Source organism: Thermosynechococcus sp. (assembly GCF_025999095.1).
In the GTDB taxonomy this organism is placed as follows: domain Bacteria; phylum Cyanobacteriota; class Cyanobacteriia; order Thermosynechococcales; family Thermosynechococcaceae; genus Thermosynechococcus.
This window is the reverse complement of record NZ_AP024678.1, coordinates 2406508-2429483: the sequence shown is the minus strand read 5'-3', so window position 1 is coordinate 2429483 and position 22976 is coordinate 2406508. Positions and strand designations below refer to the sequence as shown.

Annotated in this window: 23 protein-coding genes, 2 tRNA genes and 1 riboswitch; of the genes, 8 read left to right on the top strand and 17 right to left on the bottom strand. The window is 54.1% G+C overall.

The window, feature by feature from the left end:
- Positions 1-4 precede the first annotated feature (4 nt).
- The 5 genes from Q0W94_RS11890 to Q0W94_RS11870 all read right to left on the bottom strand — a co-directional run bounded on the left by Q0W94_RS11890 (position 5) and on the right by Q0W94_RS11870 (position 3880).
- Positions 5-76: transfer RNA gene (locus Q0W94_RS11890), tRNA-Lys, on the bottom strand.
- Positions 77-130: 54 nt separating this feature from the next.
- Positions 131-913, bottom strand: coding sequence for an HAD family hydrolase (locus Q0W94_RS11885; RefSeq protein ID WP_297759502.1), 783 nt, complete (start codon positions 911-913; stop codon positions 131-133).
- Between the two features lie 17 nt (positions 914-930).
- Positions 931-1002 (bottom strand) — tRNA-Gln (locus tag Q0W94_RS11880).
- Positions 1003-1071: 69 nt separating this feature from the next.
- Positions 1072-2082: a sulfate/molybdate ABC transporter ATP-binding protein gene (locus Q0W94_RS11875; protein WP_297759500.1), complete on the bottom strand. Its 1011-nt coding sequence runs from the start codon at positions 2080-2082 to the stop codon at positions 1072-1074.
- A gap of 391 nt (positions 2083-2473) precedes the next feature.
- Positions 2474-3880 (bottom strand): ParA family protein, encoded by a 1407-nt coding sequence (locus tag Q0W94_RS11870; RefSeq protein WP_297759498.1) that lies wholly within the window; start codon positions 3878-3880, stop codon positions 2474-2476.
- A gap of 217 nt (positions 3881-4097) precedes the next feature.
- On the opposite strand from Q0W94_RS11870, the gene rpsB reads away from it, so the two are divergent.
- Both rpsB and tsf read left to right on the top strand, forming a co-directional pair.
- Positions 4098-4889: a 30S ribosomal protein S2 gene (rpsB, locus tag Q0W94_RS11865; RefSeq protein WP_297759496.1), complete on the top strand. Its 792-nt coding sequence runs from the start codon at positions 4098-4100 to the stop codon at positions 4887-4889.
- 17 nt (positions 4890-4906) lie between these two features.
- Entirely contained in the window at positions 4907-5782 is an 876-nt protein-coding gene (tsf, locus tag Q0W94_RS11860) for a translation elongation factor Ts (RefSeq protein WP_297759494.1), read from the top strand.
- Between the two features lie 5 nt (positions 5783-5787).
- On the opposite strand, the gene Q0W94_RS11855 is transcribed toward tsf, so the two are convergent.
- Genes Q0W94_RS11855 through Q0W94_RS11835 form a run of 5 tightly spaced genes read right to left on the bottom strand, consistent with a single transcriptional unit; the run spans position 5788 to position 12589 of the window.
- Positions 5788-6438 (bottom strand): riboflavin synthase, encoded by a 651-nt coding sequence (locus tag Q0W94_RS11855; RefSeq protein ID WP_297759491.1) that lies wholly within the window; start codon positions 6436-6438, stop codon positions 5788-5790.
- Positions 6439-6444: 6 nt separating this feature from the next.
- On the bottom strand, positions 6445-8295 hold the full coding sequence (locus Q0W94_RS11850) for a S9 family peptidase (RefSeq protein WP_297759490.1): 1851 nt from the start codon (positions 8293-8295) through the stop codon (positions 6445-6447).
- On the bottom strand, positions 8292-9740 hold the full coding sequence (gene purF / locus Q0W94_RS11845) for an amidophosphoribosyltransferase (protein ID WP_297759488.1): 1449 nt from the start codon (positions 9738-9740) through the stop codon (positions 8292-8294). Before purF ends, Q0W94_RS11850 begins: the two co-directional genes overlap by 4 nt.
- Positions 9741-12026, bottom strand: coding sequence for a phosphoribosylformylglycinamidine synthase subunit PurL (purL, locus tag Q0W94_RS11840; protein WP_297759486.1), 2286 nt, complete (start codon positions 12024-12026; stop codon positions 9741-9743).
- Between the two features lie 38 nt (positions 12027-12064).
- On the bottom strand, positions 12065-12589 hold the full coding sequence (locus tag Q0W94_RS11835) for a GNAT family N-acetyltransferase (protein WP_011057519.1): 525 nt from the start codon (positions 12587-12589) through the stop codon (positions 12065-12067).
- 71 nt (positions 12590-12660) lie between these two features.
- Between Q0W94_RS11835 and Q0W94_RS11830 the strand changes: the two genes are divergently transcribed.
- Together Q0W94_RS11830 and Q0W94_RS11825 are read left to right on the top strand one after the other, a co-directional pair.
- Positions 12661-13392 (top strand): hypothetical protein, encoded by a 732-nt coding sequence (locus Q0W94_RS11830; protein WP_297759483.1) that lies wholly within the window; start codon positions 12661-12663, stop codon positions 13390-13392.
- 97 nt (positions 13393-13489) lie between these two features.
- Positions 13490-15157, top strand: a complete 1668-nt coding sequence (locus Q0W94_RS11825) for a Ppx/GppA phosphatase family protein (RefSeq protein ID WP_297759481.1) — start codon at positions 13490-13492, stop codon at positions 15155-15157.
- Positions 15158-15170: 13 nt separating this feature from the next.
- On the opposite strand, the gene Q0W94_RS11820 is transcribed toward Q0W94_RS11825, so the two are convergent.
- The 6 genes from Q0W94_RS11820 to Q0W94_RS11795 all read right to left on the bottom strand — a co-directional run bounded on the left by Q0W94_RS11820 (position 15171) and on the right by Q0W94_RS11795 (position 18180).
- Positions 15171-16106, bottom strand: coding sequence for a branched-chain amino acid ABC transporter permease (locus Q0W94_RS11820; RefSeq protein ID WP_297759479.1), 936 nt, complete (start codon positions 16104-16106; stop codon positions 15171-15173).
- Complete coding sequence (gene gcvH, locus Q0W94_RS11815; protein ID WP_297759477.1) at positions 16107-16490, bottom strand: glycine cleavage system protein GcvH; 384 nt, start codon at positions 16488-16490, stop codon at positions 16107-16109.
- Positions 16491-16506: 16 nt separating this feature from the next.
- The gene (locus tag Q0W94_RS11810; RefSeq protein WP_297759475.1) at positions 16507-16704 is read right to left on the bottom strand and encodes a hypothetical protein; all 198 of its coding nucleotides are present in this window, start codon (positions 16702-16704) and stop codon (positions 16507-16509) included.
- A 19-nt stretch (positions 16705-16723) separates the two neighbouring features.
- Positions 16724-17290: a peptide deformylase gene (gene def, locus Q0W94_RS11805; RefSeq protein WP_297759473.1), complete on the bottom strand. Its 567-nt coding sequence runs from the start codon at positions 17288-17290 to the stop codon at positions 16724-16726.
- A 73-nt stretch (positions 17291-17363) separates the two neighbouring features.
- Complete coding sequence (locus tag Q0W94_RS11800) at positions 17364-17705, bottom strand: LapA family protein (protein WP_297759472.1); 342 nt, start codon at positions 17703-17705, stop codon at positions 17364-17366.
- 109 nt (positions 17706-17814) lie between these two features.
- The gene (locus Q0W94_RS11795) at positions 17815-18180 is read right to left on the bottom strand and encodes a hypothetical protein (RefSeq protein WP_297759470.1); all 366 of its coding nucleotides are present in this window, start codon (positions 18178-18180) and stop codon (positions 17815-17817) included.
- A gap of 78 nt (positions 18181-18258) precedes the next feature.
- Here Q0W94_RS11795 and Q0W94_RS11790 point away from each other — a divergent pair, with 78 nt between their 5' ends.
- The 4 genes from Q0W94_RS11790 (at position 18259) to Q0W94_RS11775 (ending at position 22122) form a co-directional block, all read left to right on the top strand.
- Positions 18259-19086 carry an aldose epimerase gene (locus Q0W94_RS11790; protein ID WP_297759468.1) on the top strand — a complete coding sequence of 276 codons (828 nt, stop codon included), beginning with the start codon at positions 18259-18261 and terminating at the stop codon, positions 19084-19086.
- 33 nt (positions 19087-19119) lie between these two features.
- Positions 19120-20640: an anthranilate synthase component I gene (gene trpE, locus Q0W94_RS11785; protein ID WP_297759466.1), complete on the top strand. Its 1521-nt coding sequence runs from the start codon at positions 19120-19122 to the stop codon at positions 20638-20640.
- Positions 20641-20806: 166 nt separating this feature from the next.
- A complete protein-coding gene (locus Q0W94_RS11780; protein ID WP_297759464.1) occupies positions 20807-21424 on the top strand; it encodes a Crp/Fnr family transcriptional regulator in 618 nt (205 codons plus the stop codon).
- A gap of 116 nt (positions 21425-21540) precedes the next feature.
- Positions 21541-21625: riboswitch (Glutamine riboswitch) on the top strand.
- 44 nt (positions 21626-21669) lie between these two features.
- Complete coding sequence (locus tag Q0W94_RS11775; protein ID WP_297759462.1) at positions 21670-22122, top strand: DUF4278 domain-containing protein; 453 nt, start codon at positions 21670-21672, stop codon at positions 22120-22122.
- A gap of 127 nt (positions 22123-22249) precedes the next feature.
- Here Q0W94_RS11775 and Q0W94_RS11770 read toward each other — a convergent pair whose 3' ends face one another.
- On the bottom strand, positions 22250-22780 hold the full coding sequence (locus Q0W94_RS11770) for a hypothetical protein (protein ID WP_297759460.1): 531 nt from the start codon (positions 22778-22780) through the stop codon (positions 22250-22252).
- Between the last annotated feature and the right edge of the window lie 196 nt (positions 22781-22976).

The following is a 22976-nucleotide window of genomic DNA, read 5'->3' as shown; positions in this document are numbered from 1 at the left end:
TTAGTGGGTCGCCTGGGATTCGAACCCAAGACCAATCGGTTAAAAGCCGAGTGCTCTACCGCTGAGCTAGCGACCCGCGCTGTTTCACAGCTTTTTCAGTATAGAGAAAACTACCCTGAAAGACAAGGGGTTAGGCGGACAGCCAGTGGGGAAATTGGCAAAATTGTTCTAGGCTGAGGAGATGGATGCGCGGATGTGCTTCAGCCTGGGCGCGATCGCCCGCGGTGGTATAGCCCCAGGTGGCCAAAAAGAGTTTTGTTTCCGCGAGTTCCGATGTCGCTGCAACCTGTAGTAGTGCCCCAAGGCGATCCTCAACAAACCACAGGGGCGCGCCATAGGTTGACTGCAGCGCCTGAAGAATCACAGGTTTTGGCTGCTGTTGCTCTTTGCCATAGATGGCCTCCGAGGGAAAAGAGAGGCCCGCCTGCTCCAGCAAGTAGGTGACAAAGCGCTGCTCCTTGGTGGTGACAATGGCGAGGGCTTGCCCTTGGGCCTGCCAGTGTTGCACAGCGGCTATGACACCGTCATAAAAGTTATGGAGCGCTAACCAGCTTTGCCAGTCCGTTTCAATCCAGCGATCGCGCAGGCCGTCCACTCGTGCTCCTAAATCAGCGGCAGTGAGATGATAGGTAGCCAGCAGGCGATCGCACACCTTTGGCCAATCTTGGAGAATCTCTTGAGCAGGGGTACCTTCAACAATTGCCCGCAACAGCAGCGGCATCTCCCACCCCACCGTAATCACAGCGCGCAATTGACCAAATTGCCTTTCTAGTTTCTCTAGGGAAATCCCAAGGGGCTGCTCAGGCCACACCTGCTGATAGACTCGCCAACTGGTTTGAAAATATTCCCGCAGGCCGTTACAGAGAACGCCATCAAAATCTAAGGCCAGCAATGAGGGGAATATTTGTGCCATTGATTTCTAAAACCTAACTGGGGCGGGAGGATTCGAACCCCCGAATGGCGGGACCAAAACCCGCTGCCTTACCGCTTGGCGACACCCCATTGCATCGCTTTGTTAGCATAACAAGTCGAGTGCCCTTTGTTCAAGGGATGAACAGATTTTTTTTCTGCCTAAATACTGTAGTAAAGGGGAAAGGACTTTGCCTCCCGTGGCTTAATGAAGACCTGTTGTTGGGGTTCAAGGTGCAGCTCGTCAAATCGCTCTCGCGATAGGTGTGCCATCAATTCCTGCCCATCGTCTAGGCGCAGTTCCACCTGAATTTCCCAGCCCAAGTGGATGATGCGGTGAATGCGAGCTGAGACGGTGTTGCCGTTGGGACTGGTTTCAATAATGATGTCGCGCGGGCGCAGAAAAATATCGCAGTGGGGAGCCGTGTCTTGGGTTTGCTGGAAGACGCGGGAGCGCAAGACATTGACAGGGCCAATAAAGCTCATCACAAAAGGGCTGGCGGGATGGTCGTAGATTTCAGCCGGGGTGCCCACCTGCTCCACTTGCCCTTTGTTCATGACGACAATTTGATCCGCAACTTCCATGGCTTCCTCTTGGTCGTGGGTCACGAAGACCGTTGTCACATGGACATCGTCGTGGAGGCGGCGCAGCCATGCTCGCAGTTCCTTGCGCACCTTGGCATCGAGGGCAGCAAACGGTTCATCTAGCAACAGCACCTTAGGTTCTACAGCAAGGGCACGGGCCAGAGCCACCCGCTGGCGTTGTCCGCCGGAGAGCTGAGAGGGGTAGCGATCGCCCAAACCTGATAACTGCACCAACTCTAATAGTTCCTCGACGCGGGCCTTAATCTTGGCACGGGGCACCCTGCGCAGCTCTAGGCCAAAGGCGATATTTTGGCGCACGGTCATGTGCTTAAAAAGGGCATAGTGCTGAAAGACAAAGCCAATATTGCGCTCTTGGACACTTTGATAGGTGGCATCCTTACCCGTGAGGAGAATCCGTCCAGTGTCGGGCATCTCTAGGCCCGCAATTAGTCGCAGTAAGGTTGATTTACCAGAACCCGAAGGCCCCAACAGTGCCACCAAGGAGCCACTGGCAATATCCAAATCCACTTGCTTGACCGCTTGAAAGGAGCCAAAGGCCTTCGAAACATTTTCAATGGTGATGCCCATAGCACTGCCAGTAATACTCTCGTTTGTCTATAAGATTACCGTAGTTTTGCAGCCTTGTGTCTTTGCCCGCAACGCAAACACATACTCAGACCGTCAGCAAAGAGACGAACAAGGTAGTCGCCGTCCCGTCCTGCCCTTCATTTTGGCCTCTATAGAAGTTTTGCCTCTACGAGGTTGAACGTTTTACGAATTTCCGCTTGCTCTACCTTCACTGCAAGGGTGAGTTCTGCCCGTTGCGGCTGCATTGCCCTCACGGTGTCCAGCACCTCAGTGATTTAGGATTGGGTGACAGGCTCGATCATGGCTGCTGCTCAGGGGGGAATGTCATTTTAGGGGGAGCAAGCAATTTCTGTTTTCAGATTTTTATAAATCCTGTTAGGAAGGTTGTCTGTTAGGAGAGGTCATCGGCAGACGCTAAGGGGCGAAGATAGGTCTGCACGAGTGCCTGATAGAAGCCTAGGACGCGCTTATCTTTGAAGACAGCAGGAACGCGGGCAAAGGCGGCACGGGCAATGATGGCATATTCAGGAATGGCAAATACACTTGTGTCACTGGCTTGATACTGGGGCCAAAAGTAGGGGGTGAGGTGGGGGAGTTTCTGGAGAATCCGTTCAATTTCTGCCTGGGCAACAGCGATTGCCCTATCGGTTGTCGGAGCACGATTAAAGGGAGCACCATTAAAGAAAATGGGTAAAGGAAGGGGACCCCCTTCACGGCGCAAGGTGTGGATTTCATGAAAGAGAAATTGGTGAATCACCTGAGCCGCATTGTTGAGGGAGGAGAGATCGGTGTGGCGGGTGGGAATCAAAACGGCGTCACTGGCATATACGGCGCTTTTACTTAAAAAAAGCCAAGCACTGGGGCAGTCAATGAGAATGTAGTCGTAGCGATCGCGCAAGGGGGCGAGGAGTTCCCGCAGGCGGGTAATGGGTGGATTTTGGGTTTGCATTGCCTGAATGAGGATGCTTTGCAGTTGTGGCCCAGCGGGAATGACATCAAAAATATGGGCAGATTTAATACTGCTACTGGCGCGAAGGCGCAAGTCAAAGGGGCAAATCGCGGCTGTAATCGGCTTATCAGGATTTTGCAGACAAGCCGCAAGGGTTGCATTTGTGGCGGTCAGCTCAAGAGCGCGGCTGAGATCCCCCCGCGGGTCACAGTCAACAAGTAAAACGGCCGCATCCGCCACAGCAAGGGTGGCTCCCAAGTTAATCGTGGTGGTGGTTTTGCCCACGCCCCCTTTGTGATTGTAGATGGAGAGGGTGGTGGCACGGGGGCGCGATCGCAAGCAGGTTTTGAAGTCCTCGATAATGCTCTCGAGGCGATCGCCCGTCAGTTCATAGTTGGGCGTGGCTGGATAGACCAAGTGGCCATGGCGTTGAAAAAGCTGGAGATGGCGGGCATTGGTGATCAACCCCCAAGCGGTTCCTTGGCAATGGCGTCCCCTGAGAAGTTGGCGCAGTTGTTGCAGGGCGCGGCTATGATGGGCAGAACCATTCTCAAGGTTCAAGGCCACAGTTTGACTGGGGGTATTGCGCGAGCGACGGGCAGGGGTTTTAATCTCGACAATTAAATCGGGGTCAACTTGAGTCTGCGAAAAGGGAGGCTGATTCTCGCGGCGAAACCGCGCGGCTACATCGGCAATGCCCATACCTGTATCAAAAGAAGAGAGGCAATCGCGATCGCTAAACCCCAACACACTCAAGAGCGGTCGGACGAAGTGCTCCTCAATAACGGCTTCAGAGGTTTCATCACCGTGAATTTGTTGCCATTGCGATCGCAAGCGGGAAATATCCAAGCTTAAGCACCATCCAGCCGTCTTAAATGTTTCAGAATAGGTTGGCCACCCCCGAGCGTCAAGATCACAACGCTACCAAATCACTGTGGATTGGGCTTTCCAAAGACCTTGACTATTGGCTATAATAGTAAATCTGCAAATCTTTCACATTCGTCCCCTTGGGTGTCCTCACCGGATCATGGACGGATGGTTGTTTAACCCATAGGAGTACAACTCAATGGCAGTTCTTAGCCTTGCCCAAATGCTGGAGGCAGGGGTTCATTTTGGCCACCAAGCCCGCCGCTGGAACCCCCGGATGGCACCCTACATCTTCACAGTTCGCAATGGGGTGCACATCATTGACCTCGTGCAAACCGCTCAATTGGTGGATGAAGCCTACAACTACATCCGCAACGCTGCTGAAAAAGGCAAGCGCTTTTTGTTTATCGGTACCAAGCGTCAAGCCGCCGGCATTGTCGAACAGGAAGCGCTCCGCTGCGGCAGCTACTACGTCAACCAGCGCTGGCTGGGGGGAATGCTCACCAACTGGAGTACCATCAAAACCCGTGTCGATCGCCTCAAGGAATTAGAAAGCATGGAGGAAAACGGCCTCATTGATCTGCGGCCCAAACAGGAGGCCTCAGCCCTGCGGCGAGAACTGGCACGCCTCCAAAAATACCTTGGTGGGATCAAACAAATGCGGCGGCTGCCCGATGTCGCGATTATTGTGGATGTCAAGCGGGAGTACAACGCCGTTGCCGAATGTCACAAATTAGGAATTCCTATCGTGGCACTGCTAGATACCAACTGTGACCCCACCCAAGTGGATATTCCCATCCCCGCTAATGATGATGCCATCCGTTCGATTAAGCTGATTGTGGGCAAACTGGCCGATGCCATTTACGAAGGCCGCCATGGTCAGTTGGAGGAACCCGAAGCGGATCTCGCTGAGGAGGACGACGATGGGATGACCGCCAGCGACGATGGCGATGCCGAAGCTCTAGATATTCCAGATGACTCTGACGCTTAATCCTTGAGGAACCGATCATGGCAGAGATTTCAGCCAAACTAGTCAAAGAACTGCGGGACAAAACCGGTGCCGGCATGATGGACTGCAAGAAAGCCTTGCAGGAGTCCAATGGCGATATGGAAGCCGCCATCGCTTGGTTGCGGCAAAAGGGTCTAGCCTCTGCGGGTAAAAAGGCCGGGCGTGTAACCACTGAAGGTCTGGTGGATAGCTACATTCACACCGGCGGGCGCATTGGGGTACTGGTGGAGGTGAACTGCGAAACTGACTTTGTCGCTCGTAACGAGAAATTTAAAACCCTGGTCCAAGATATTGCCAAGCAAATTGCTGCTTGCCCCAATGTGGAATTTGTTTCCCTAGACGATATTCCCGCCGAGTACAAGGAGAAAGAACGCCAGATTGCCCTTGGTTCCGATGCCTTGAAAGGGAAACCCCCAGAAGTCCAAGAAAAAATTGTTGCTGGCAAGCTGGAAAAAACCCTCAAAGAACTCTGTTTGCTCTACCAGCCTTTTATCCGCGATCAGTCCAAGACTGTTGAAGAGTTGGTGAAAGAGCACATTGCCGAACTGGGCGAAAATATCCAGATTCGCCGCTTCCAACGCTTTGTCCTCGGTGAGGGGATCGAGAAGCAAGAAACTAACCTGGCTGAAGAAGTAGCTGCCCAAACCCAAGCCATGAGTGCTGCTGCAAAAACTGCCGAAGCAGCTGCACAAGTGGCTGAAACTGCCCCACCTGAAGTGAGCGCACCTGAACCAGCAGCGGCAGTGACCACTGAAGAGCCAACCCCAGCACCAGCATCTGAGCCAGGAGCGGACCCTGGGGCTGAAAGCAAGGGGTTTGGTGCCGCTACCAAAAAATCCGGTGGCAAGTCTCGCACAAACAAGAAGAAAAAATAATGTCCCTAGGCGTAGCCATGGGCTTGGAGAAATGCGAGATCAATTTCCACGGCGGTTGAGGAATTCTGCGGCTGGAGGAACTTGCGGGCATATTTGCCCAGCAGATCTGCCTCTAGGTTCACACCATCCCCAACCCTGAGAAATTGCAGCGTCGTTTCTGCATAGGTATGGGGGATGACAGCAATGCTGAATTCATCCCCTTTTTCATTGCAATGGGCAATAGTGAGGCTAATGCCATTGATGGCAATACTGCCTTTGGGGATAATGTACGCTGCCACCGTTTCAGGGGCGGAGAATGTAAATTCCCAACTGCTGCCTGTGGGAGCGATCGCCAGTACGGTGCCGACACCATCCACATGACCAGTAACAAAATGTCCCCCCACCTTATCCCCGACGCGCAGAGCAGGTTCTAGATTCACCCTTGCTCCCGCTGCCGCTTTGGCCGCCAATGTAGTGCGTTGTAGGGTTTCCGGAGAGACGCTGACCGTAAACCCGGTGGCATCGAAGGTTTCCACTGTGAGGCAGACACCCTCAACAGCAATACTATCGCCAAGGGCCACATCCCCAAGGAACGGGGCATCGGTTGCAGTAATCACCAACTGGGATTCGGAGCGTTGCTGGAGCACACCAATGGCCTGAATAATGCCAGTAAACATTGTTATCTAACCCTTAAGTAGATGCCTTTGGTAAAACCTCAACTCTGCCTCAAGGGCGGTGGCGATCGTGCTACTTTGGCGGAAGCCGTGTCCCTCGTCGGCAAAGGTGTAATACTCGACGGGAATGCCCTTGGCCTGAAGGGCAGCCACCATCTGTTCCGCTTGGCTGGGGGGAACCACGACATCCTTCAGTCCCTGAAAGAAAATCACTGGGCAGGTGAGGCAATCTGCATGGTAGAGGGGCGATCGCTGGCGGTAGAGGTCTGCCCCTTCGGGATAGGGGGCAATCAGTTGATCAAAATAATGGGCCTCAAAGGCATGGGTTTCCTTGAGCAGGCTCAGGAGATCACCAATGCCATAGTAACTTGCCCCCCCATGGAAGACCCGCGTAAATGTCAGGGCACAAAGGGTGGTATAGCCGCCGGCACTACTGCCACGAATCGCCAAGCGATCGCCCGCCACTCGTCCTTGGCTCACCAAATACTGCGCCCCTGCAACACAGTCGGCCACATCCACCACTCCCCACCGTCCCCGCAGGGCATTGCGATAGGCGCGACCATAGCCGGTACTGCCACGATAGTTGACATCTAACACCGCAAAGCCGCGACTGGTCCAAAACTGGAGGCGCAGATCTAAACCGGTGCCACTGGCGGCCGTCGGCCCCCCGTGACTTCTGACAATTAAGGGCGGTCGGGTATTGGTGGGGGGTTGCACCTGCGGATTTTGGGGCGGATAGAAAAAGCCGTAGGCGGTGGCCCCCTCAGTGGTGGGAAATGCAATCAGCTCGGGCTGAGAAATCCACTCAGGCGGCAGGGGAGCAGCAATGGGCTGAAGCGGTGTTGTGGTGCCGTCCTCAAGATTGAACTGCACAATATGGGGAGGCAACAGGGGCGAACTGCCAACAAAGGCAACGGTGCGATCGCTCAGCCGCACCAGGGAGTGAATCTCGGTATCATCCGTCGGCACAGTTTGCCATTGACCCGTTCCTAGGGAAACCACTGCCAGCCGCCACAGGCCGCGATCGCTATAGGTCAGCACCGCAGTCTCTGGATTCACCAGGGCATAGGTGGACTGGCCAAACACCCACAGGGGCACCCCGGCATCATAACTGGCTTGCCAAACGGGGTCATGGTGGCCATCACAGTAACGATAGAGATTCCACCAGCCAGAGCGATCGCTGATGTAGTAAAGGGTCTTTCCCTGCCATTGGGGTTGTTGGACAGATTCCTCAGGGCCGCCGGCAATGCGGTAGGGGGTAGCCAGGGAACCGTCACTACTGACCATGGCGCCCCACAGTTCACAGCCATCCCAGGGCATCTGTGGTGCTGACCATTGCAGCCAGACAAGGGTCTTACCGTCTGGACTCAAGCGGGGTGCAGCATAGAAACCAGCCCCAGTGATCAGGGAAATCCGTTCCCCCGATAGGGAAATAGCCACAAGGGACTGCTGTGAGCTACCGTCTGGAAGCAGCATTTCTTCGACACACAGCAGGCGATCGCGCCAAGGATCAACACAGCCATCGGCAAAGCGAGTATTGGCAGCTTGGTAGATTAACGTAGGGTGGGGTTCCCCAAGGGCATAGATCCCCTGATCGGCATCGTTGACAAAGTAAATCTGATCGTTATGGCACCAGTAGGCGCCGCCGCCATACTCATTCACTCGCGATCGCGCACTCCAGGGGGCAGCCAAAAGTTCTTGCCCTTGACGCACCAACACCCCGCGCCCCTTTTCTTGAGGGCGCCGCTCTAACCACACCAGACCAAGGGGAGTGGCGCGCAATTCACTGATACTGGTGGCAGCAGCACTAACTTCCGCTGCAGAAAGGATGGAAGGCCAGTAGCCGTAGTCCAGACTCATTGGGGAAGTTGCTCAAGCACCAACTTTTGCCGTTTCACTGACTCGGGGATGCGAATGGGGTACTTGCCGGTAAAGCAGGCGGAACAGAAGCGATCGCCCGTATCGTAGGTGGCGGCAATCATCCCCTGCCAACTGAGGTAACTCAGGGAATCCACGCCAATCTGAGCGGCAATCTCAGGCACAGACTTGGTGGCGGCAATCAGTTGATCTTGAGTATCGGTGTCAATGCCATAGAAGCAGGGGTGAGTGACAGGGGGCGAAGAAATACGCATGTGGACTTCCACGGCACCGGCATCCCGCAGTGCTTTGACAATTTTGCGGCTAGTGGTGCCCCGCACAATCGAGTCATCGACAATCACCACCCGCTGTCCCATCAGCACATCCCGCAGCGGATTCAGCTTCATGCGAATTCCCGACTCCCGCATCGACTGGGTGGGCTGAATAAAGGTGCGCCCCACGTAGCGATTTTTAATCAAGCCTTCGGCGTAGGGTACCCCCGTCGCCTGGGAAAAGCCAATGGCCGCTGGCACACCAGAATCAGGCACAGCGATCACCACGTCGGCCTCGGCGGGGGCTTCGCGACCCAACTGGTACCCCAAGCGCTGCCGGTAGCTATAGAGGCTCTCCTGCTGCATGACACTATCAGGACGGGCAAAGTAAATCATCTCAAAGATACACAGCTTCCGTTGGGACTCTGCCCATTGCATACTGCCAATCCCTTCAGGAGTAATGTGGACGAGTTCCCCGGGCTCCACATCCCGCACATAGTCGGCACCAATAATATCAAGGGCGCAGGTTTCCGAAGCAAGCACATAATGGGCCGTCCCTTCTGTCATCAGGCGACCAATCACTAAGGGACGAATGCCGTGGGCATCCCGCAGTCCAAACAATCCCGCTGGGGTACCCATCACGAGACTAAAAGCCCCTTGGCACTGTTGAGCCGCCGTGATCATCCCCTCTGACCAGGATTGGCCAGTGGCCACCGCTTGGGCGATCGCCCAGGCAATGAGTTCAGAATCTGTTGTACTCGCCAACACCGCCGTAGGTGCATCACAGGCCAGCACCTGTTCCCGCAGGGCGTAGGTATTCACCAAGTTGCCGTTGTGGGCTAAGGCCAAAGGTCCTAGGCGAGTTTCCACTACCACTGGTTGGGCGTTGACAATGCGACTGGAACCTGTGGTTGAGTAGCGGTTGTGGCCGACAGCCAAATCTCCCACCAGCCGTCCAAGAATCTCTTCATCAAAGACTTGGGACACCAAGCCCATATCCTTGTAACAGTGGACGGTGTCTCCAGCAAATGTGGCAATTCCAGCCGATTCCTGACCTCGATGTTGCAGGGCATAGAGACCAAAGTAGGCGAGGCGAGCCACATCCGCCCCGGGGGCATAGACCCCAAAGACACCACAGGCTTCTTCCGGCTTATCAGCAAATTGTTGTTCTGTCATTTAGTCCAAATATTTCGGCAGGGGCGATCGCCACGCAAGAGCTAACTCCTTTATCGTAACCTTGATAAGCAGAGAATTGTCACAGGTGTCAATACACAGTTCTGTCTGTTCACCATCAACAGCCCCTAAGCGTGTCCAAGCATTGGGCAATTGCGCCTGCACATAGGTCTCCCAGGCTGTCTGTTCCGTCGGTGGCACCGAAACCAGAATTCGCGCCCCCCCTTCAGCAAATAGCAGCACATCCCAGCGGGGATAGGTGCCCGCTGGTAATTGAATCTTCGCCCCCCGCTGGCCGCTGAGGCAGCTTTCTGCCAAGGCCACAGCCAAACCACCTTCACTGAGATCGTGGGCACTGGCAATCCACTTCTGCTGAATGCCATAGCGACACACTGCCTGCACGCGCTGCTCTAGGTCTAAATCAATCTGAGGCGGACGACCGGCCACCAGGCCATGAATCTGGGCCAGGTATTCTGACCCGCCTAGGCTCAGGCGCGGATCACTCAAAGGCGTCGTCAGAGGCAACCCCAGTAGGTAGATGACATCCCCGGGCGATCGCCAGCCCTGACCGACAACCCGCTGCAGGTCGGCAATCAACCCCACCATCCCCACCACAGGGGTCGGATAAATGGGCTGTGGCTGCCCATTCCTATCAATGGTTTCGTTGTAGAGGGAGACATTCCCCCCTATGACCGGCGTTTGTAGGGCCCGACAAGCCTCGGCAAGGCCGCGGCAGGCATGGGCCAACTGCCAGTAACCCACGGCTGTTTCTGGACTACCAAAGTTGAGGTTATCGGTGATGGCCAGAGGCTCTGCCCCGACACAACTGAGATTGCGAGCGGCTTCGGCAACGGCTGCTTTGCCCCCTTCGTAGGGATCTAGATACACATAGCGGCTGGGGCAATCCACGGTCGCAGCAATTCCTTTTGGCGTACCCCGCAGGCGAATCACGGCTGCATCCGCATCGCCGGGGAAGATCAAGGTATTGTTTTGGACTTCGTGATCATACTGACGATAGACCCAGGCTTTAGAGGCAATACTGGGGGTAGCAAGGAGCGTGAGCAAAATCTCCGCGGGCGATCGCGCCGGTAGCGGTAATTGATCCACCGACCATTGCCGCGCCTGTTGGACATAGGCTGGTGGCTCATCGGGGCACTCGCGTTCATAGATTGGTGTATCTTCCGCCAGGGCACGGGCAGGCACCTCGGCGGCCACCGCGCCACGGTAAAGCACCCGCACCACCGGTTCAGCAATAACACGCCCCACCACCACCGCCTGCAAGCCCCAACGATGGAAAATCTCAATCAGTTCTGCTTCCCGCCCTTGCACCACCACAAACAGCATCCGTTCTTGGGATTCCGAGAGCAGAAACTCGTAGGGCACCATCCCCTGTTCGCGCACAGGCACCTTGTCCAAGTCCAGTTCAATGCCCACCCCGCCTTTGGCAGCCATTTCCGAGGTCGAGCAGGTCAATCCTGCTGCCCCCATATCTTGGGCGGCCACAACGGCTCCAGTTTGAAAGGCCTCCAGACAGGCTTCAATAAGGCATTTTTCCATGAAGGGATCCCCCACTTGAACAGCGGGGCGATCGCCCATTGACTCATCCGTCAGCTCGGCGCTGGCAAAACTGGCTCCCCCGATGCCATCCCGCCCCGTGGTGGAGCCAACGTAAAGGACGGGATTGCCAATGCCACTGGCTGCCGATTTAACAATCTCTGGGGTTTCCATAAGACCCAGGGCCATGGCATTCACCAAGGGGTTACCGGTATAGCAGGGGTCAAAATAGACCTCCCCCCCCACTGTGGGCACGCCGACACAGTTGCCATAGTGGGCAATACCCGCCACGACTCCTTTCACCAATTGTTGGGTTTTTGCTTCCTTAAGATCACCAAAGCGCAGGGCGTTCAGCAGGGCAATGGGACGTGCCCCCATCGTAAAAATATCCCGCAGAATTCCCCCCACTCCCGTCGCTGCTCCCTGAAAGGGCTCAATGGCCGAGGGATGGTTGTGGGACTCAATCTTAAAGGCAAGGCGCAAGCCATCCCCTAAGTCCACAACACCAGCATTCTCACCGGGACCGACAAGGACCCGTGGCCCTTGGGTAGGAAACTGCTTCAGCAGGGGACGCGAGTTTTTGTAGCAGCAATGCTCTGACCACATCACACCAAACATGCCCAATTCCGCGCGGTTGGGATGGCGACCAAGGCGGCGGACAATTTCGGTGTATTCTTGGGGCTTGAGACCTTCGGCAGCAATCTCAGCCTCAGTGACGAGGGGTGTTTGGCTCATGGCAAAGGATCATTCAGCTACGTTATTGATTATCGAGCCTAGCGGGAATTGGGGTACCAAAACATTCCCTTAATCCCCTCCGGATCGGGGCGAAAACCCAATTGACGGTAAAAGTCCACCACATGGGGATCGGCAAAGAGGGTAATGTTGCTGATGTCCTCGCTGCGCAGTTCTTTGATAATCTGCCGCATTAGCTCCTTGCCCAGACCGCGCCCCTGAAATTCTGGATGCACCACTACATCCCAAATTGTGGCATTGAAGGCATGGTCAGAGGTGGCACGGGAAAAGCCAATCAGGCGACGATAGGCACCCCGCTGCTCCCACATCGAGATCACCAAAAAGCTGTGCTGAATTGCTTTTTTCACCTTACGAATCGGACGGCGGGACCAGCCGACAGCATCACAAAGTTCTTCTAGTTCATAGACATCAATGTCTTTTTCTTTGCTAAAAATAATTTTGCTTTCGCTGCCATTGTCCCGCTCTACCGGAGAACCTAAACTAGGGGACGTCGTGGTAGCGCTGGCAGTCGGTTGCGAATTGAACAGCGATTTCCAGAAGCTCATGCAAGTATGCTGGAGATGGGGAAACGACCAAGTGTAACCCGGCCTAGGCTATAGTATAGCGACTCTCACCCATGGTTTCCGATTTTCAACTGCGTAACCCTGATGTCCTGAAGCGATTCAATCGCTCCTTTCCAGACTTTTATGAGCAATTTGTGGGTCGGGACGTCCAACTGCAAAACCTGAAGTTGGGCTTTCAAATTCATCGGACAAATCAGGCGGTGATTCAAATCGTCCCCGAGGGCGATCGCTCCATTCTCCACTTTGCCCACCGCAATCACTCTTATCTTCTGAGTGATCTCTTTGGGGTGATGGCCGCCTACAAGCTGACGATTCACAATGTCTCGCTCTATGGCCATGTGCGACCACCGCTACTGGTCTTTGTCAAACTTGTGCTCTCAGAGCAGGGCAAACCCCTGACCAAAAAGCGCAGTGAAAGCGTGCGCCGTGCCCTCCAACAGACCCTCAGTGGTGAGTTTGCGGTTGAGGAAATGCTGGCCATGGAGTTTAACCTCAACGAAGGCCTGCCGCAAGTGACCACCAGTTTCTATCAGGATCAGGTCTTTCATCTGCCGGCACTCTTGGTGGAGTCTGCAAATCATCCGGCACTGCTCTATAAGGTCATGCACGCCCTTTGGCAAGAGGAATTGCTGGTGGTCAATATCAACTTTATGCTTTGGCAGGGGCGGGTGCGGCTGTTGCTCTATCTGCTGGGCCCCAATGGCAGCGTTATTCCGGACTATTTAGGCTCACGGATTGCCGCCAAAATCAAGGATCATTTAACAGGAAATACAGCCCTTTTATGAAATAGGAGATACCGTCTTGGCTTTCATGGTTTGAGTCTGTTTCATCCCCCTGAAAAGGTTTGGGGTTGGGGTACCATAGGGGATGTTTGTCCCCTTAATGACAAGTCCAATGACGGCTGAACAACATCTCCACCTGTGGCGACCGGTGAACCGCAGCGATCGCATTCTGGCGGCAATTGATGTCGGGACAAACTCCATTCACATGGTGGTGGTGCAAATTCAGCCCAGCTTACCCAGTTTCAAAATCATTGCTGCCGAAAAGGATATGGTGCGCCTGGGGGAACGCTGCCAAATGACCGGCCAACTGACGGAAGAGGCCATGCAGCGGGCGATCGCCACCCTGCGCCGCTGTCGCGAGTTGGCCACGGGCCTCAAGGCGGAGGAAATGATTGGCGTGGCCACGAGTGCCGTGCGCGAAGCCCCCAATGGTCGCGAGTTTTTAGAGCGGGTCAAAAAAGAGACCGGCCTGACCATTGATCTCATTTCCGGTGAAGAGGAAGCGCGGCGCATCTACTTGGGGGTACTCTCGGGGCTAGAATTCAACGGCAAGCCCCACATCATCATAGACATTGGGGGTGGCTCCACGGAGTTAATTCTTGGCGATGGCCATGAACCCCGCTACCTCAGCAGTACCAAAGTGGGGGCAGTACGCCTGACGGATTTATTTGTTAAAAGCGATCCCATTAGCGATCAAGATTACGCAGCCCTGCGAGCCTATGTGCGGGGAATGTTGGATCGCGCCGTGGAAGACCTGCGGCAGCAACTCGGCCCCCATGAAAAACCGCAATTGGTGGGTACCTCAGGCACCATTGAAAGCCTGATGATGATTCACACCTGCGATCGCCTTGGTACTTGCCCCCCCTCTCTACGGGGCTATGAACTCACCCTTGAGGACTTGAAAGCGCTCCTGGCCAAATTGCGGCGGCTAAACTTTAACCAACGCTGTCAACTCTTGGGGATGTCGGAGCGGCGAGCGGAAATTATTGTTGCAGGGGCAGTAATTCTCGCTGAGGCCATGGAGATGCTGGGCCAAAGCAGCCTGATCACCTGCGATCGCGCCCTGCGGGAAGGCATCATTGTGGACTGGATGCTGACCCACGGCCTGATTGAAGACCGCCTGCGCTATCAAAGCTCGGTGCGTCAGCGCAGTACCTACAGTTTGGCGCAAAAATTCCACGTCAATCTGGCCAGCAGTGAACGGGTGGCCAATTTTGCCCTAACGCTGTTTGATCGCACCCAGGGAATTCTCCACAACTGGACCGAAGCAGAGCGGGAACTCCTCTGGGCAGCGGCAATTCTCCACAATGCCGGCCACTACGTCAGCCATTCCGCCCACCACAAACATTCCTACTACCTGGTGCGCCACGGCGGCTTACTCGGCTACACTGATACGGAAATTGAAATCATTGCCAACCTCTGTCGCTATCACCGCAAAAGCCCCCCCAAGAAAAAGCATGAAAACTTCCGCCAATTGATGGGACGGCGAGAACGGCAAATGGTCGAGGAACTCAGTGCCATTCTACGGCTGGCTTCGGCCTTGGATCGGCGCCAAATTGGGGCCGTGGATCACATGACCTGTGAGTGGCGCGCTCCGCAGCGCCAGTTTTGTCTGCAGATCCATCCGGCAGATCCTAGCGATCGCTGTGAGTTGGAAATTTGGAGTGTCAACTACAAAAAGGAACCCTTTGAAAGCCAATTTGGCGTCAGTTTAAAGGTGGAATTAGTGGCCGCCACTGGCACGGAGCTGGCTACAGCAGTGAATTAGTGATTGAAGCGCCTTAGACTTTTTCAACCGGGGGCTGACCCAATAGCCCTTGGGGGCGCACAAGCAGCACCAGAAAGAGGATTGCAAAGGCAGCAGCATCGCGAAACCCCGAAGCAGCCGCAGGCACCATTGCCTCCACCAATCCCAGCAAAAAGCCGGCCAGCATTGTTCCTGGGAGGTTGCCGAGGCCCCCCAGAACAATCACTGCTAACCCCTTGAGGCCAAAGATCACTCCAAACTGTGGCCCTGTAATCCCAACACTCAAGGCAATCAGGGTGCCAGCAACCGCAGCCAAAGCACTGCTAACAAAAAATGCTACTTGAATAACGCGATCGCTATCAATGCCTAGCAATGTTGCTGCCATCGGATTTTCAGCCACCGCCTGCAGGGCTTTGCCCATGCGCGTTCCCTTTACCCAATAGGTCAGGGCAATCATCAAAACCACCGCCACGGCAAAGATAATAAATTGGCTAGTGCGCAGGGTGATGTCCCCCCATCGCAGGGTAAGGGGCAATCCCCCCCAGCGTTGATCGGGATAGGTGTAGACTTCGGCACCCACTAAATACTGGATCAGGTTGGTGAGGAAAACAGCAGCTCCAAGACTGGCCACCACCGTCAAGAGGGTATCGGTGCGCTGCTGCCGCAACGGTCGAAAGACAACCCAATCAATGGCAACCCCCAACAGTCCACAGCTAAGGGCACTCAAAGCTAAGGCCGCAGCAAAGGGTAAGGCAACGGGAAGCTGCCCATTGGCCAACAGGCCATTAAAGCCAAAGCGTCCTCCCAAGAGGGCATAGGTGAGATAAGCACCAATGGCAAAAACAGCGCCGTGGGCAAAGTTGATAATGCCCAAAATCGAGAAGACAAGGGTGTAGCCGAGGGCAAAGATGGCATAAACACTCCCTGTGGTCAGTCCATCCACAAGGACTTGCAAGGCGTTGGTTAGCACCTAAGTTCCTTCCACTCGGGCACGATAATCCGCCGCTGAGAGGAGTCCCGTAGGGGGGGTACTGACTCGCACCTTCACCAACCACCCCTCACCATAGGGATCTGCAGCAATTTGGGCGGGGTTGTCAATAACGGCTTGATTGACGGCGATGACGGTTCCCCCAAGGGGCGCATAGAGATCCTCAACGGCCTTGACCGATTCAATCGTGCCAAAGCGTTCGCCGGGTTCTAGGGCATCGCCAACGGCAGGCAACTCGACAAAGACAATATCCCCCAGTTGATCCACAGCAAAGGCACTAACGCCGAGGGTGGCCGTGTCGCCCTCAAGGCGCAGGTACTCATGGCTGTCGAGATATTGCAGGTCCTCAGGGTAGGTAAGTGTCATAGCCAATTCCAATCCATCAGGGGCGATCGCTGGCACGGGCAAGGCGCACCGCTGTTACAAAGGCCACTACACCAAGGGGCGCACTGAGGAGCAAAATCACGGTGGTGGGCACAGTTCCCAACTGGGCTTCCCCAGAGCTCAGTTCAAAAATGGAACCCACAGTGGCGATCGCGGCCACACAGGCCCCCAGTAGGTATAGATAACTCTTGGCCACAGACAATGCTCCTCAAGGGTTAAGCAGCAATGGGACGCACAGCACTGGCGGTAAACCCATGCTCCTTGAGTTCATGGTGCAGCAAGGCTTGGTTTTCCACGCGATCGACAAACATTACCCCCGTTAAGTGATCAATTTCATGCTGGATCGCCCGGGCAAGCAGCCCACCCGCCATGATCACTTGGGGACGACCCCACTCATCTTTGTAGGACACCTCCACCATGGCCGGACGACGCACCTCTAGGTATACCCCAGGAATACTTAGGCAGCCCTCTTGACAAACCTCCAGTTCTTCACTGAAGTCCTTAATGACCGGGTTAATCATTACCAATGGCTCCGCTTTAGGGTCATCGGGATGAATATCGATGACGAGAATTTGCTTATTGATGCCTACCTGCGGTGCCGCCAAACCAATGCCATCGGCACTATACATGGTTTGTAACATTTTCCGCACAATATCGCGGGTACTGTCATCTACTTTACTGACCCGTTTGGCGGGTTGACGCAGCACGCGATCGCCCAAATAATGCAGCTGGAGGGGTGGATTTTTTAACTTTTTCTTTTCAACAGCCAGAGATACAGCCATAGGACACGCCGAGTTAACACAAAATAACAAAGGCTAATCATCTTTTAGCCTAACCAATTTTCAAGGCTCTAGGCTACTTTTCCGTCGAGGCACTGCTGACACTGGGCAAGAGGCGTTGTTGCTCCTCAAGGGCAGCTTTATAGCGTTCCACATCCTGCTCAAGGTGGGCAATTTGTTCATCGCGGGCTTCCATTTCCACCCGAATGGTAAAGGTGCGCTGTAGCTGTACCCAAACGTTAAAGACCCAGGCAAAGAGGGCACCCGCCCCCATAGCAACAATAAGTTCAACGCACAGTGGCGCCTGAATGACCTTCCCTTCAAAAAACTTAATACTAACTGGATCGGTATTTTGAATACTAAAGAGAACTAAGCCCAAACCAATGACAAATATCATCAAAAAGTTAAGTTGTCGCATAGAGTACCCCGTAACCCATGCATGGCAAATCGTATCATTTTAGCAAGGGACTGTCGCATCGGTCATGCTGCCAGCGACAGACAATCTTGGGCTAATCATACCACTGTGGCTAGTCCTCAATCACAGGGTTGACCACTTCCACCGCCTCCACGTCAATGGTGCCAGGGGGAGCCAATCGGTGGAACTGGCGATCGCGCACCATCAGCATTTCGCCACAGGCAGGGCATTGGGTTTGGGTATTATTCAAACTGCTGAATTCAAAGCCACACACTGGACAAGCCGCCGCCACCAACTTCCAGCGCAACCAAAGTTGCAAGCCGGCAAAAAGGAGCATAGGAGTCAACATTAAGATTAAAAACAGCACCAGAAAGGATTGCACTAACCAGCCTAGCCCCAGTAGCCCCAGGAACCAAGTCAGCAGCAACACACTGAACCAAAAACGTAGGGTGGAGTTTAGGGCAAATCTTAGGGACATTGGTTTCCCTCCAAGGGCATTGCCGCTATTCTAGCGTAGTCGCGGGTGTATCCTAAGAAGCAAGCCGACTGTCCAGCCATGGTAATGCCCTATACTCTCCATGCCGAACGTACTCGCGTTGAGGTGATCCCAGAGCGCGGTGGCCTCATCACTCGCTGGCAGTGGCAAGGTCATGAGCTGCTGTACTTAGATCGGGAGCGCTTTGCCAACCCGCAGTTAAGCGTGCGCGGCGGTATTCCCCTCCTTTTTCCTATTTGTGGCAATTTGCCCGAGGATACATTTCACTACAGGGGCCAAGCCTATCACCTCAAACAGCACGGCTTTGCCCGGGACTTGCCATGGCAGGTGCTGCAGCAGCAGCAACAGGTCTTGAAACTGGGATTGCACGATACCCCAGCCACGCGCCAAGTCTATCCCTTTGCCTTTCATCTGACCTTGACCTATACCCTTACTGCTGCTGCCTTGGCGATCGCCCTTGAGGTGGCTAACCCCGGTGACACCCCCTTGCCCTTTAGCTTTGGCTTGCATCCCTACTTTGCCGTTGCTGACAAGCACCAATTGCAGTTTGACTTGCCGATCCACGCCATGGTGGATCAAAAAAACCAGCAACCCCTCACCTTTAGCGGCATGTTTGACTGGAGTGCAGCAGAACTCGATTTGGCCTGTCGCCCGCTCATGGGTCAAGTGGCTCGTGTCTGTGACCTGCAACAACAGTACTGCCTGACGCTGCGCTACGATACAGTGTTTACAACCCTCGTCTTTTGGACCGTTCAGGGCAAACCCTACTACTGTCTAGAACCTTGGACCGCCCCCCGCCATGCGTTGAATACGGGGGTGGATCTACTACACGTGCCCCCCCAGAAGCACCTAACCCTTGGCGTCGAGATTGCTGTTGCTCCCCTTTAGGGAGAAAATAAGAGAGTTTGCACACCCGCGACCATGTACCCCGATTTTCAGACTTTTTGTCAACTTGCCGAACAGGGTAACTTCATCCCCATCTATCAGGAGTGGGTGGCGGATATGGATACACCTGTGTCGGCTTGGTATCGGGTCTGTCGCGATCGCCCCTACAACTTTTTGCTGGAGTCCGTCGAGGGAGGTGAACAACTGGCCCGCTACAGTCTCCTTAGTTGTGATCCACTGTGGGTACTGGAAACCCGCGGCAACCAAACCACCCAAACCCATCGCGATGGGTCAATCACCAGGTTTACGGGCAATCCCTTCACCATTTTGGCCAATTGCCTTGCCCCCTATCAGCCTGTGAAGCTACCGCAATTGCCGGGGGGCATTGGTGGTCTTTTTGGTTTTTGGGGCTATGAACTGATTCAGTGGATTGAGCCACGGGTTCCCATTCACCCTGCCACAGAAGCGGATTTGCCTGATGGGGTGTGGATGCAGGTGGATCAAATCCTGATTTTTGATCAAGTGAAGCGAAAAATCTGGGCCGTGGTCTATGCCGATACCCGTGAGACGGACTTGAAAACGGCCTATACTCACGCGCGCGATCGCCTAGAGCGGCTTGTGTGCAAACTGCAAACCCGTATTCCCCCTGAGGCCACCCAACTCCATTGGCAACCCAGTCGCCAGACCCCCAGTTACACTAGCAACATTACCCCCAAAGCCTTCCGTGCCAATGTGGAGCGCGCTAAGGACTACATTCGAGCAGGGGATATTTTCCAAGTCGTTCTTTCCCAACGCCTGAGTGCCACCTACAGCGGCGATCCCTTTGCCCTCTATCGCTCCTTGCGCCTGATTAACCCTTCCCCCTACATGGCCTACTTTCAATTTGGCACGTGGCAGATCATTGGCTCTAGTCCAGAAGTCATGGTCAAAGCCGAGCACCATCCTGAAAACGCTGGGTCTGTCCTTGCTACTGTGCGTCCTATTGCTGGCACTCGCCAGCGGGGGCACACCTACACCGAAGATCAGCGGCTAGCCGCCGAACTCCTTGCCGATACCAAAGAAGTGGCCGAACACGTCATGCTCGTTGATTTGGGGCGCAATGATTTGGGGCGCGTGTGTCGTCAGGGGAGTGTCAGCGTTGAAGCGTTTATGGTGATTGAGCGCTATTCCCATGTTATGCACATTGTCAGTAATGTGGTGGGTGAACTATTGCCTGATAAAACGGCATGGGACTTACTCCAAGCCTGTTTCCCCGCCGGAACCGTCAGTGGTGCCCCCAAAATTCGTGCCATGGAAATTATCTATGAATTGGAGGGCTGCCGCCGTGGCCCCTACTCCGGTGCCTATGGTTACTATGACTTTGAAGGGCAACTCAATACAGCGATCGCCATTCGCACAATGGTGGTGCAACCCCTGACGGACCATCAACATCTAATTCATGTGCAAGCGGGTGCTGGGATTGTTGCCGACTCCGATCCGCAGCGGGAATACGAAGAAACCCTCAACAAAGCACGGGGCCTGTTGGAAGCGATTTCTGCCTTGACAACAAAACCTTAACCCAATCTTGAGCCAAGGATTATCTCATCTTTACGTTTGCCCCTTAGCCTAATAAGCAGTTTTAGCTAACGTTGCCCAGAACACAAACACTGGGAATGTGGGCAGAACAACCCATCTCTGCGGCACACACCTAAGGGCTGGTTCCTTTGCTTGAGGTTCTACCGCCATGGCAAACGTCTCCACCGCTGCAGTCACTCCTCCTGTGGATGGACGCTGGCGCTCCGCCGCGCGAGTGCACACGTTTAGTATCGGGGACAGCATCTGGATGGAGCCAGAACGGGTTTGGCTAGTGAGCCGGGGTGTCGTCCTCTTGAATCTGCTGCATTCCGATGGTGAAGAAGTGGTGGTGGGACTGGCGACACCAGGTACTGCCTTTGGTTTGCCCTTGACCAGTTTAATGGCCTACCAAGCCAAGGCCCTTGCCAAGACAGAGCTGATGCTCTTTACGCTCGTGGAGGTGGAATCCTCCCCCAACTTGACCCAAAGCCTTGTGCGCGGTCTAGCTCGTCGCCTACGGCAAGCGGAAGGTCTCTTAGGAATTACTAGTCATCGCCGCATTGAGGAGCGATTACGCCATTTACTGCTGCTGTTGAAGCAAGAAATTGGTGAACCTCATCCCCTGGGTACACGCTACAGTGTCCGCCTCACCCATCAGCAACTGGCAACAGCCATCGGCACGAGTCGCGTGACCATGACCCGCCTTCTGGGCAAGCTGCGGCAGGAACGTTGGCTCACCTACGATCGCGATCGCCACATTATCCTGACCCACGCCCCTGGGATTTAAGGCCATCCCTGTCTAAATCTAGACCCCCCTAGAACATGGGGGGCGCCTTCTAGTGTAAATTTTTGTAAATACTTGCCTTCATAATGCCAAAACTGTTAAATTAGATACAGAAATAAATCGTTCATCTTTGCTGAAAAGCACCTAAAAACTTAGGTGAGCAGCGAAGACGGAAGTAGGGCAGTTGTCCCGAAGGAACGCGCCTCAGTTGACGAAAACCACCTAGTAGATAATTTGGGGCGATGCTTATGAAAACCACACTCACCTATCGCGGCGTCCAATACGATTACGTTCCTCCGGCAGTACAGACCGCAGCAACTGATGTCGTGGCAAAATACCGGGGTTGGAATTACCACTGTACCCACGCAGTAAATCCGCCGGCTCAACCGGTGCGGGATCTTATCTATCGCGGCGTGGCCTACCGTACTGGTCAAGGGGAAGCCGTGAATCCGACGGCAGCTCCTACTGCCAACCCAGCCAGTGGAGTGAATATGCCAGCGCTTGATCTCAATCAACTGTCGCGGGTCATTCTCACCCATCACCACCAAGTGATCAAAAACCGCGAACAATCCCTCCTGACGCGGATGATTGCCCAAATGGGGTTACCTGCGGCCGCAGGTCACTATTGGAACCAAATTCAGGGCAAAATTAAGCCCCATCTCTGGACAAGCTACGATCGCAGTCCTGCCACAATGAGCTAGTCCACGGATGTGATTGTCCTCTCTCAAGAGTGATTCGTGATTACCCTCGCATTGGAGTTACCTCTAGTGCGAGTTTTTTTTATTTCAGGGGGTGGCGTAATGGTTCTTTCCAGGCTGACTTAGCCATTCAATATTCAAGGTCAATGTCCGACAAGTCTTCTGGATCGATTAAATGCTTCTTCAGGGATACAGAGGATTGTTTTGAATGTTTGGTTGCATGCTTGCGACTTTGCGGGGTTAGTCGGTTGACAACTGATGATGTGGCCTCCTCGATGCGGACACTTTCTTTGAGGGCATTTGGGTTGATATGTTCTAGAAAGAAGTTTACTGTTTCCTGCTTCACCCAGCCATTGAGGACGGCCAATGCCCCAAAGCGATAGCTGGCTTGCCACTGCTCCTTGAGAATTTGATTAATCTGCTCTTGCGTTAATAAACCTGCCTTTTTCAGGTAAAAACCAATAGGACGTTTTTCTTTATCTTGAGCCAGTTTTGGCCACTCTTCTACAAAAAAGTCAATTGTTTCTTGGGATAACCAACCATGAAGGGCAAGAATTTCACCAAGACGCAGGTTGGCATACATCCCTTGCTCCATTAGGGCAACTTGGAGCTGACCGCTTGTAATTAATCCTGCCTTCAGTAAGAGTTCTCCAATTCTCATGACCATTTGTGCCAGTAGAATCCATTACTCAAAAAACGTAAGTATACTACGGGGTCAGCTTTTTATACACCTTATAGATTTATGCAATCCATAGAATATGCTTCAGAAAATTGCTGTTGCTTTTTAAGGAACCATATTCTTTACTCCCCTAGGGTACCCACAGCCCAGGGGTGAACCTGCGGGAAGTTCCCGTTCG

Excerpts from the sequence above, each read along its gene's own strand:
- Q0W94_RS11825 (WP_297759481.1), top strand. The coding sequence starts at position 13,490 with ATGACAAGTCCAATGACGGCTGAACAACATCTCCACCTGTGGCGACCG.
- Q0W94_RS11795 (WP_297759470.1), bottom strand. The coding sequence starts at position 18,180 with ATGTCCCTAAGATTTGCCCTAAACTCCACCCTACGTTTTTGGTTCAGT.
- trpE (WP_297759466.1), top strand. The coding sequence starts at position 19,120 with ATGTACCCCGATTTTCAGACTTTTTGTCAACTTGCCGAACAGGGTAAC.
- Q0W94_RS11780 (WP_297759464.1), top strand. The coding sequence starts at position 20,807 with ATGGCAAACGTCTCCACCGCTGCAGTCACTCCTCCTGTGGATGGACGC.
- Q0W94_RS11835 (WP_011057519.1), bottom strand. The coding sequence starts at position 12,589 with ATGAGCTTCTGGAAATCGCTGTTCAATTCGCAACCGACTGCCAGCGCT.
- Q0W94_RS11790 (WP_297759468.1), top strand. The coding sequence starts at position 18,259 with ATGGTAATGCCCTATACTCTCCATGCCGAACGTACTCGCGTTGAGGTG.
- tsf (WP_297759494.1), top strand. The coding sequence starts at position 4,907 with ATGGCAGAGATTTCAGCCAAACTAGTCAAAGAACTGCGGGACAAAACC.
- Q0W94_RS11875 (WP_297759500.1), bottom strand. The coding sequence starts at position 2,082 with ATGGGCATCACCATTGAAAATGTTTCGAAGGCCTTTGGCTCCTTTCAA.
- Q0W94_RS11830 (WP_297759483.1), top strand. The coding sequence starts at position 12,661 with ATGGTTTCCGATTTTCAACTGCGTAACCCTGATGTCCTGAAGCGATTC.
- rpsB (WP_297759496.1), top strand. The coding sequence starts at position 4,098 with ATGGCAGTTCTTAGCCTTGCCCAAATGCTGGAGGCAGGGGTTCATTTT.
- gcvH (WP_297759477.1), bottom strand. The coding sequence starts at position 16,490 with ATGACACTTACCTACCCTGAGGACCTGCAATATCTCGACAGCCATGAG.
- def (WP_297759473.1), bottom strand. The coding sequence starts at position 17,290 with ATGGCTGTATCTCTGGCTGTTGAAAAGAAAAAGTTAAAAAATCCACCC.
- Q0W94_RS11775 (WP_297759462.1), top strand. The coding sequence starts at position 21,670 with ATGAAAACCACACTCACCTATCGCGGCGTCCAATACGATTACGTTCCT.
- Q0W94_RS11885 (WP_297759502.1), bottom strand. The coding sequence starts at position 913 with ATGGCACAAATATTCCCCTCATTGCTGGCCTTAGATTTTGATGGCGTT.
- purF (WP_297759488.1), bottom strand. The coding sequence starts at position 9,740 with ATGACAGAACAACAATTTGCTGATAAGCCGGAAGAAGCCTGTGGTGTC.
- Q0W94_RS11800 (WP_297759472.1), bottom strand. The coding sequence starts at position 17,705 with ATGCGACAACTTAACTTTTTGATGATATTTGTCATTGGTTTGGGCTTA.
- purL (WP_297759486.1), bottom strand. The coding sequence starts at position 12,026 with ATGAGCCAAACACCCCTCGTCACTGAGGCTGAGATTGCTGCCGAAGGT.
- Q0W94_RS11850 (WP_297759490.1), bottom strand. The coding sequence starts at position 8,295 with ATGAGTCTGGACTACGGCTACTGGCCTTCCATCCTTTCTGCAGCGGAA.
- Q0W94_RS11855 (WP_297759491.1), bottom strand. The coding sequence starts at position 6,438 with ATGTTTACTGGCATTATTCAGGCCATTGGTGTGCTCCAGCAACGCTCC.
- Q0W94_RS11770 (WP_297759460.1), bottom strand. The coding sequence starts at position 22,780 with ATGAGAATTGGAGAACTCTTACTGAAGGCAGGATTAATTACAAGCGGT.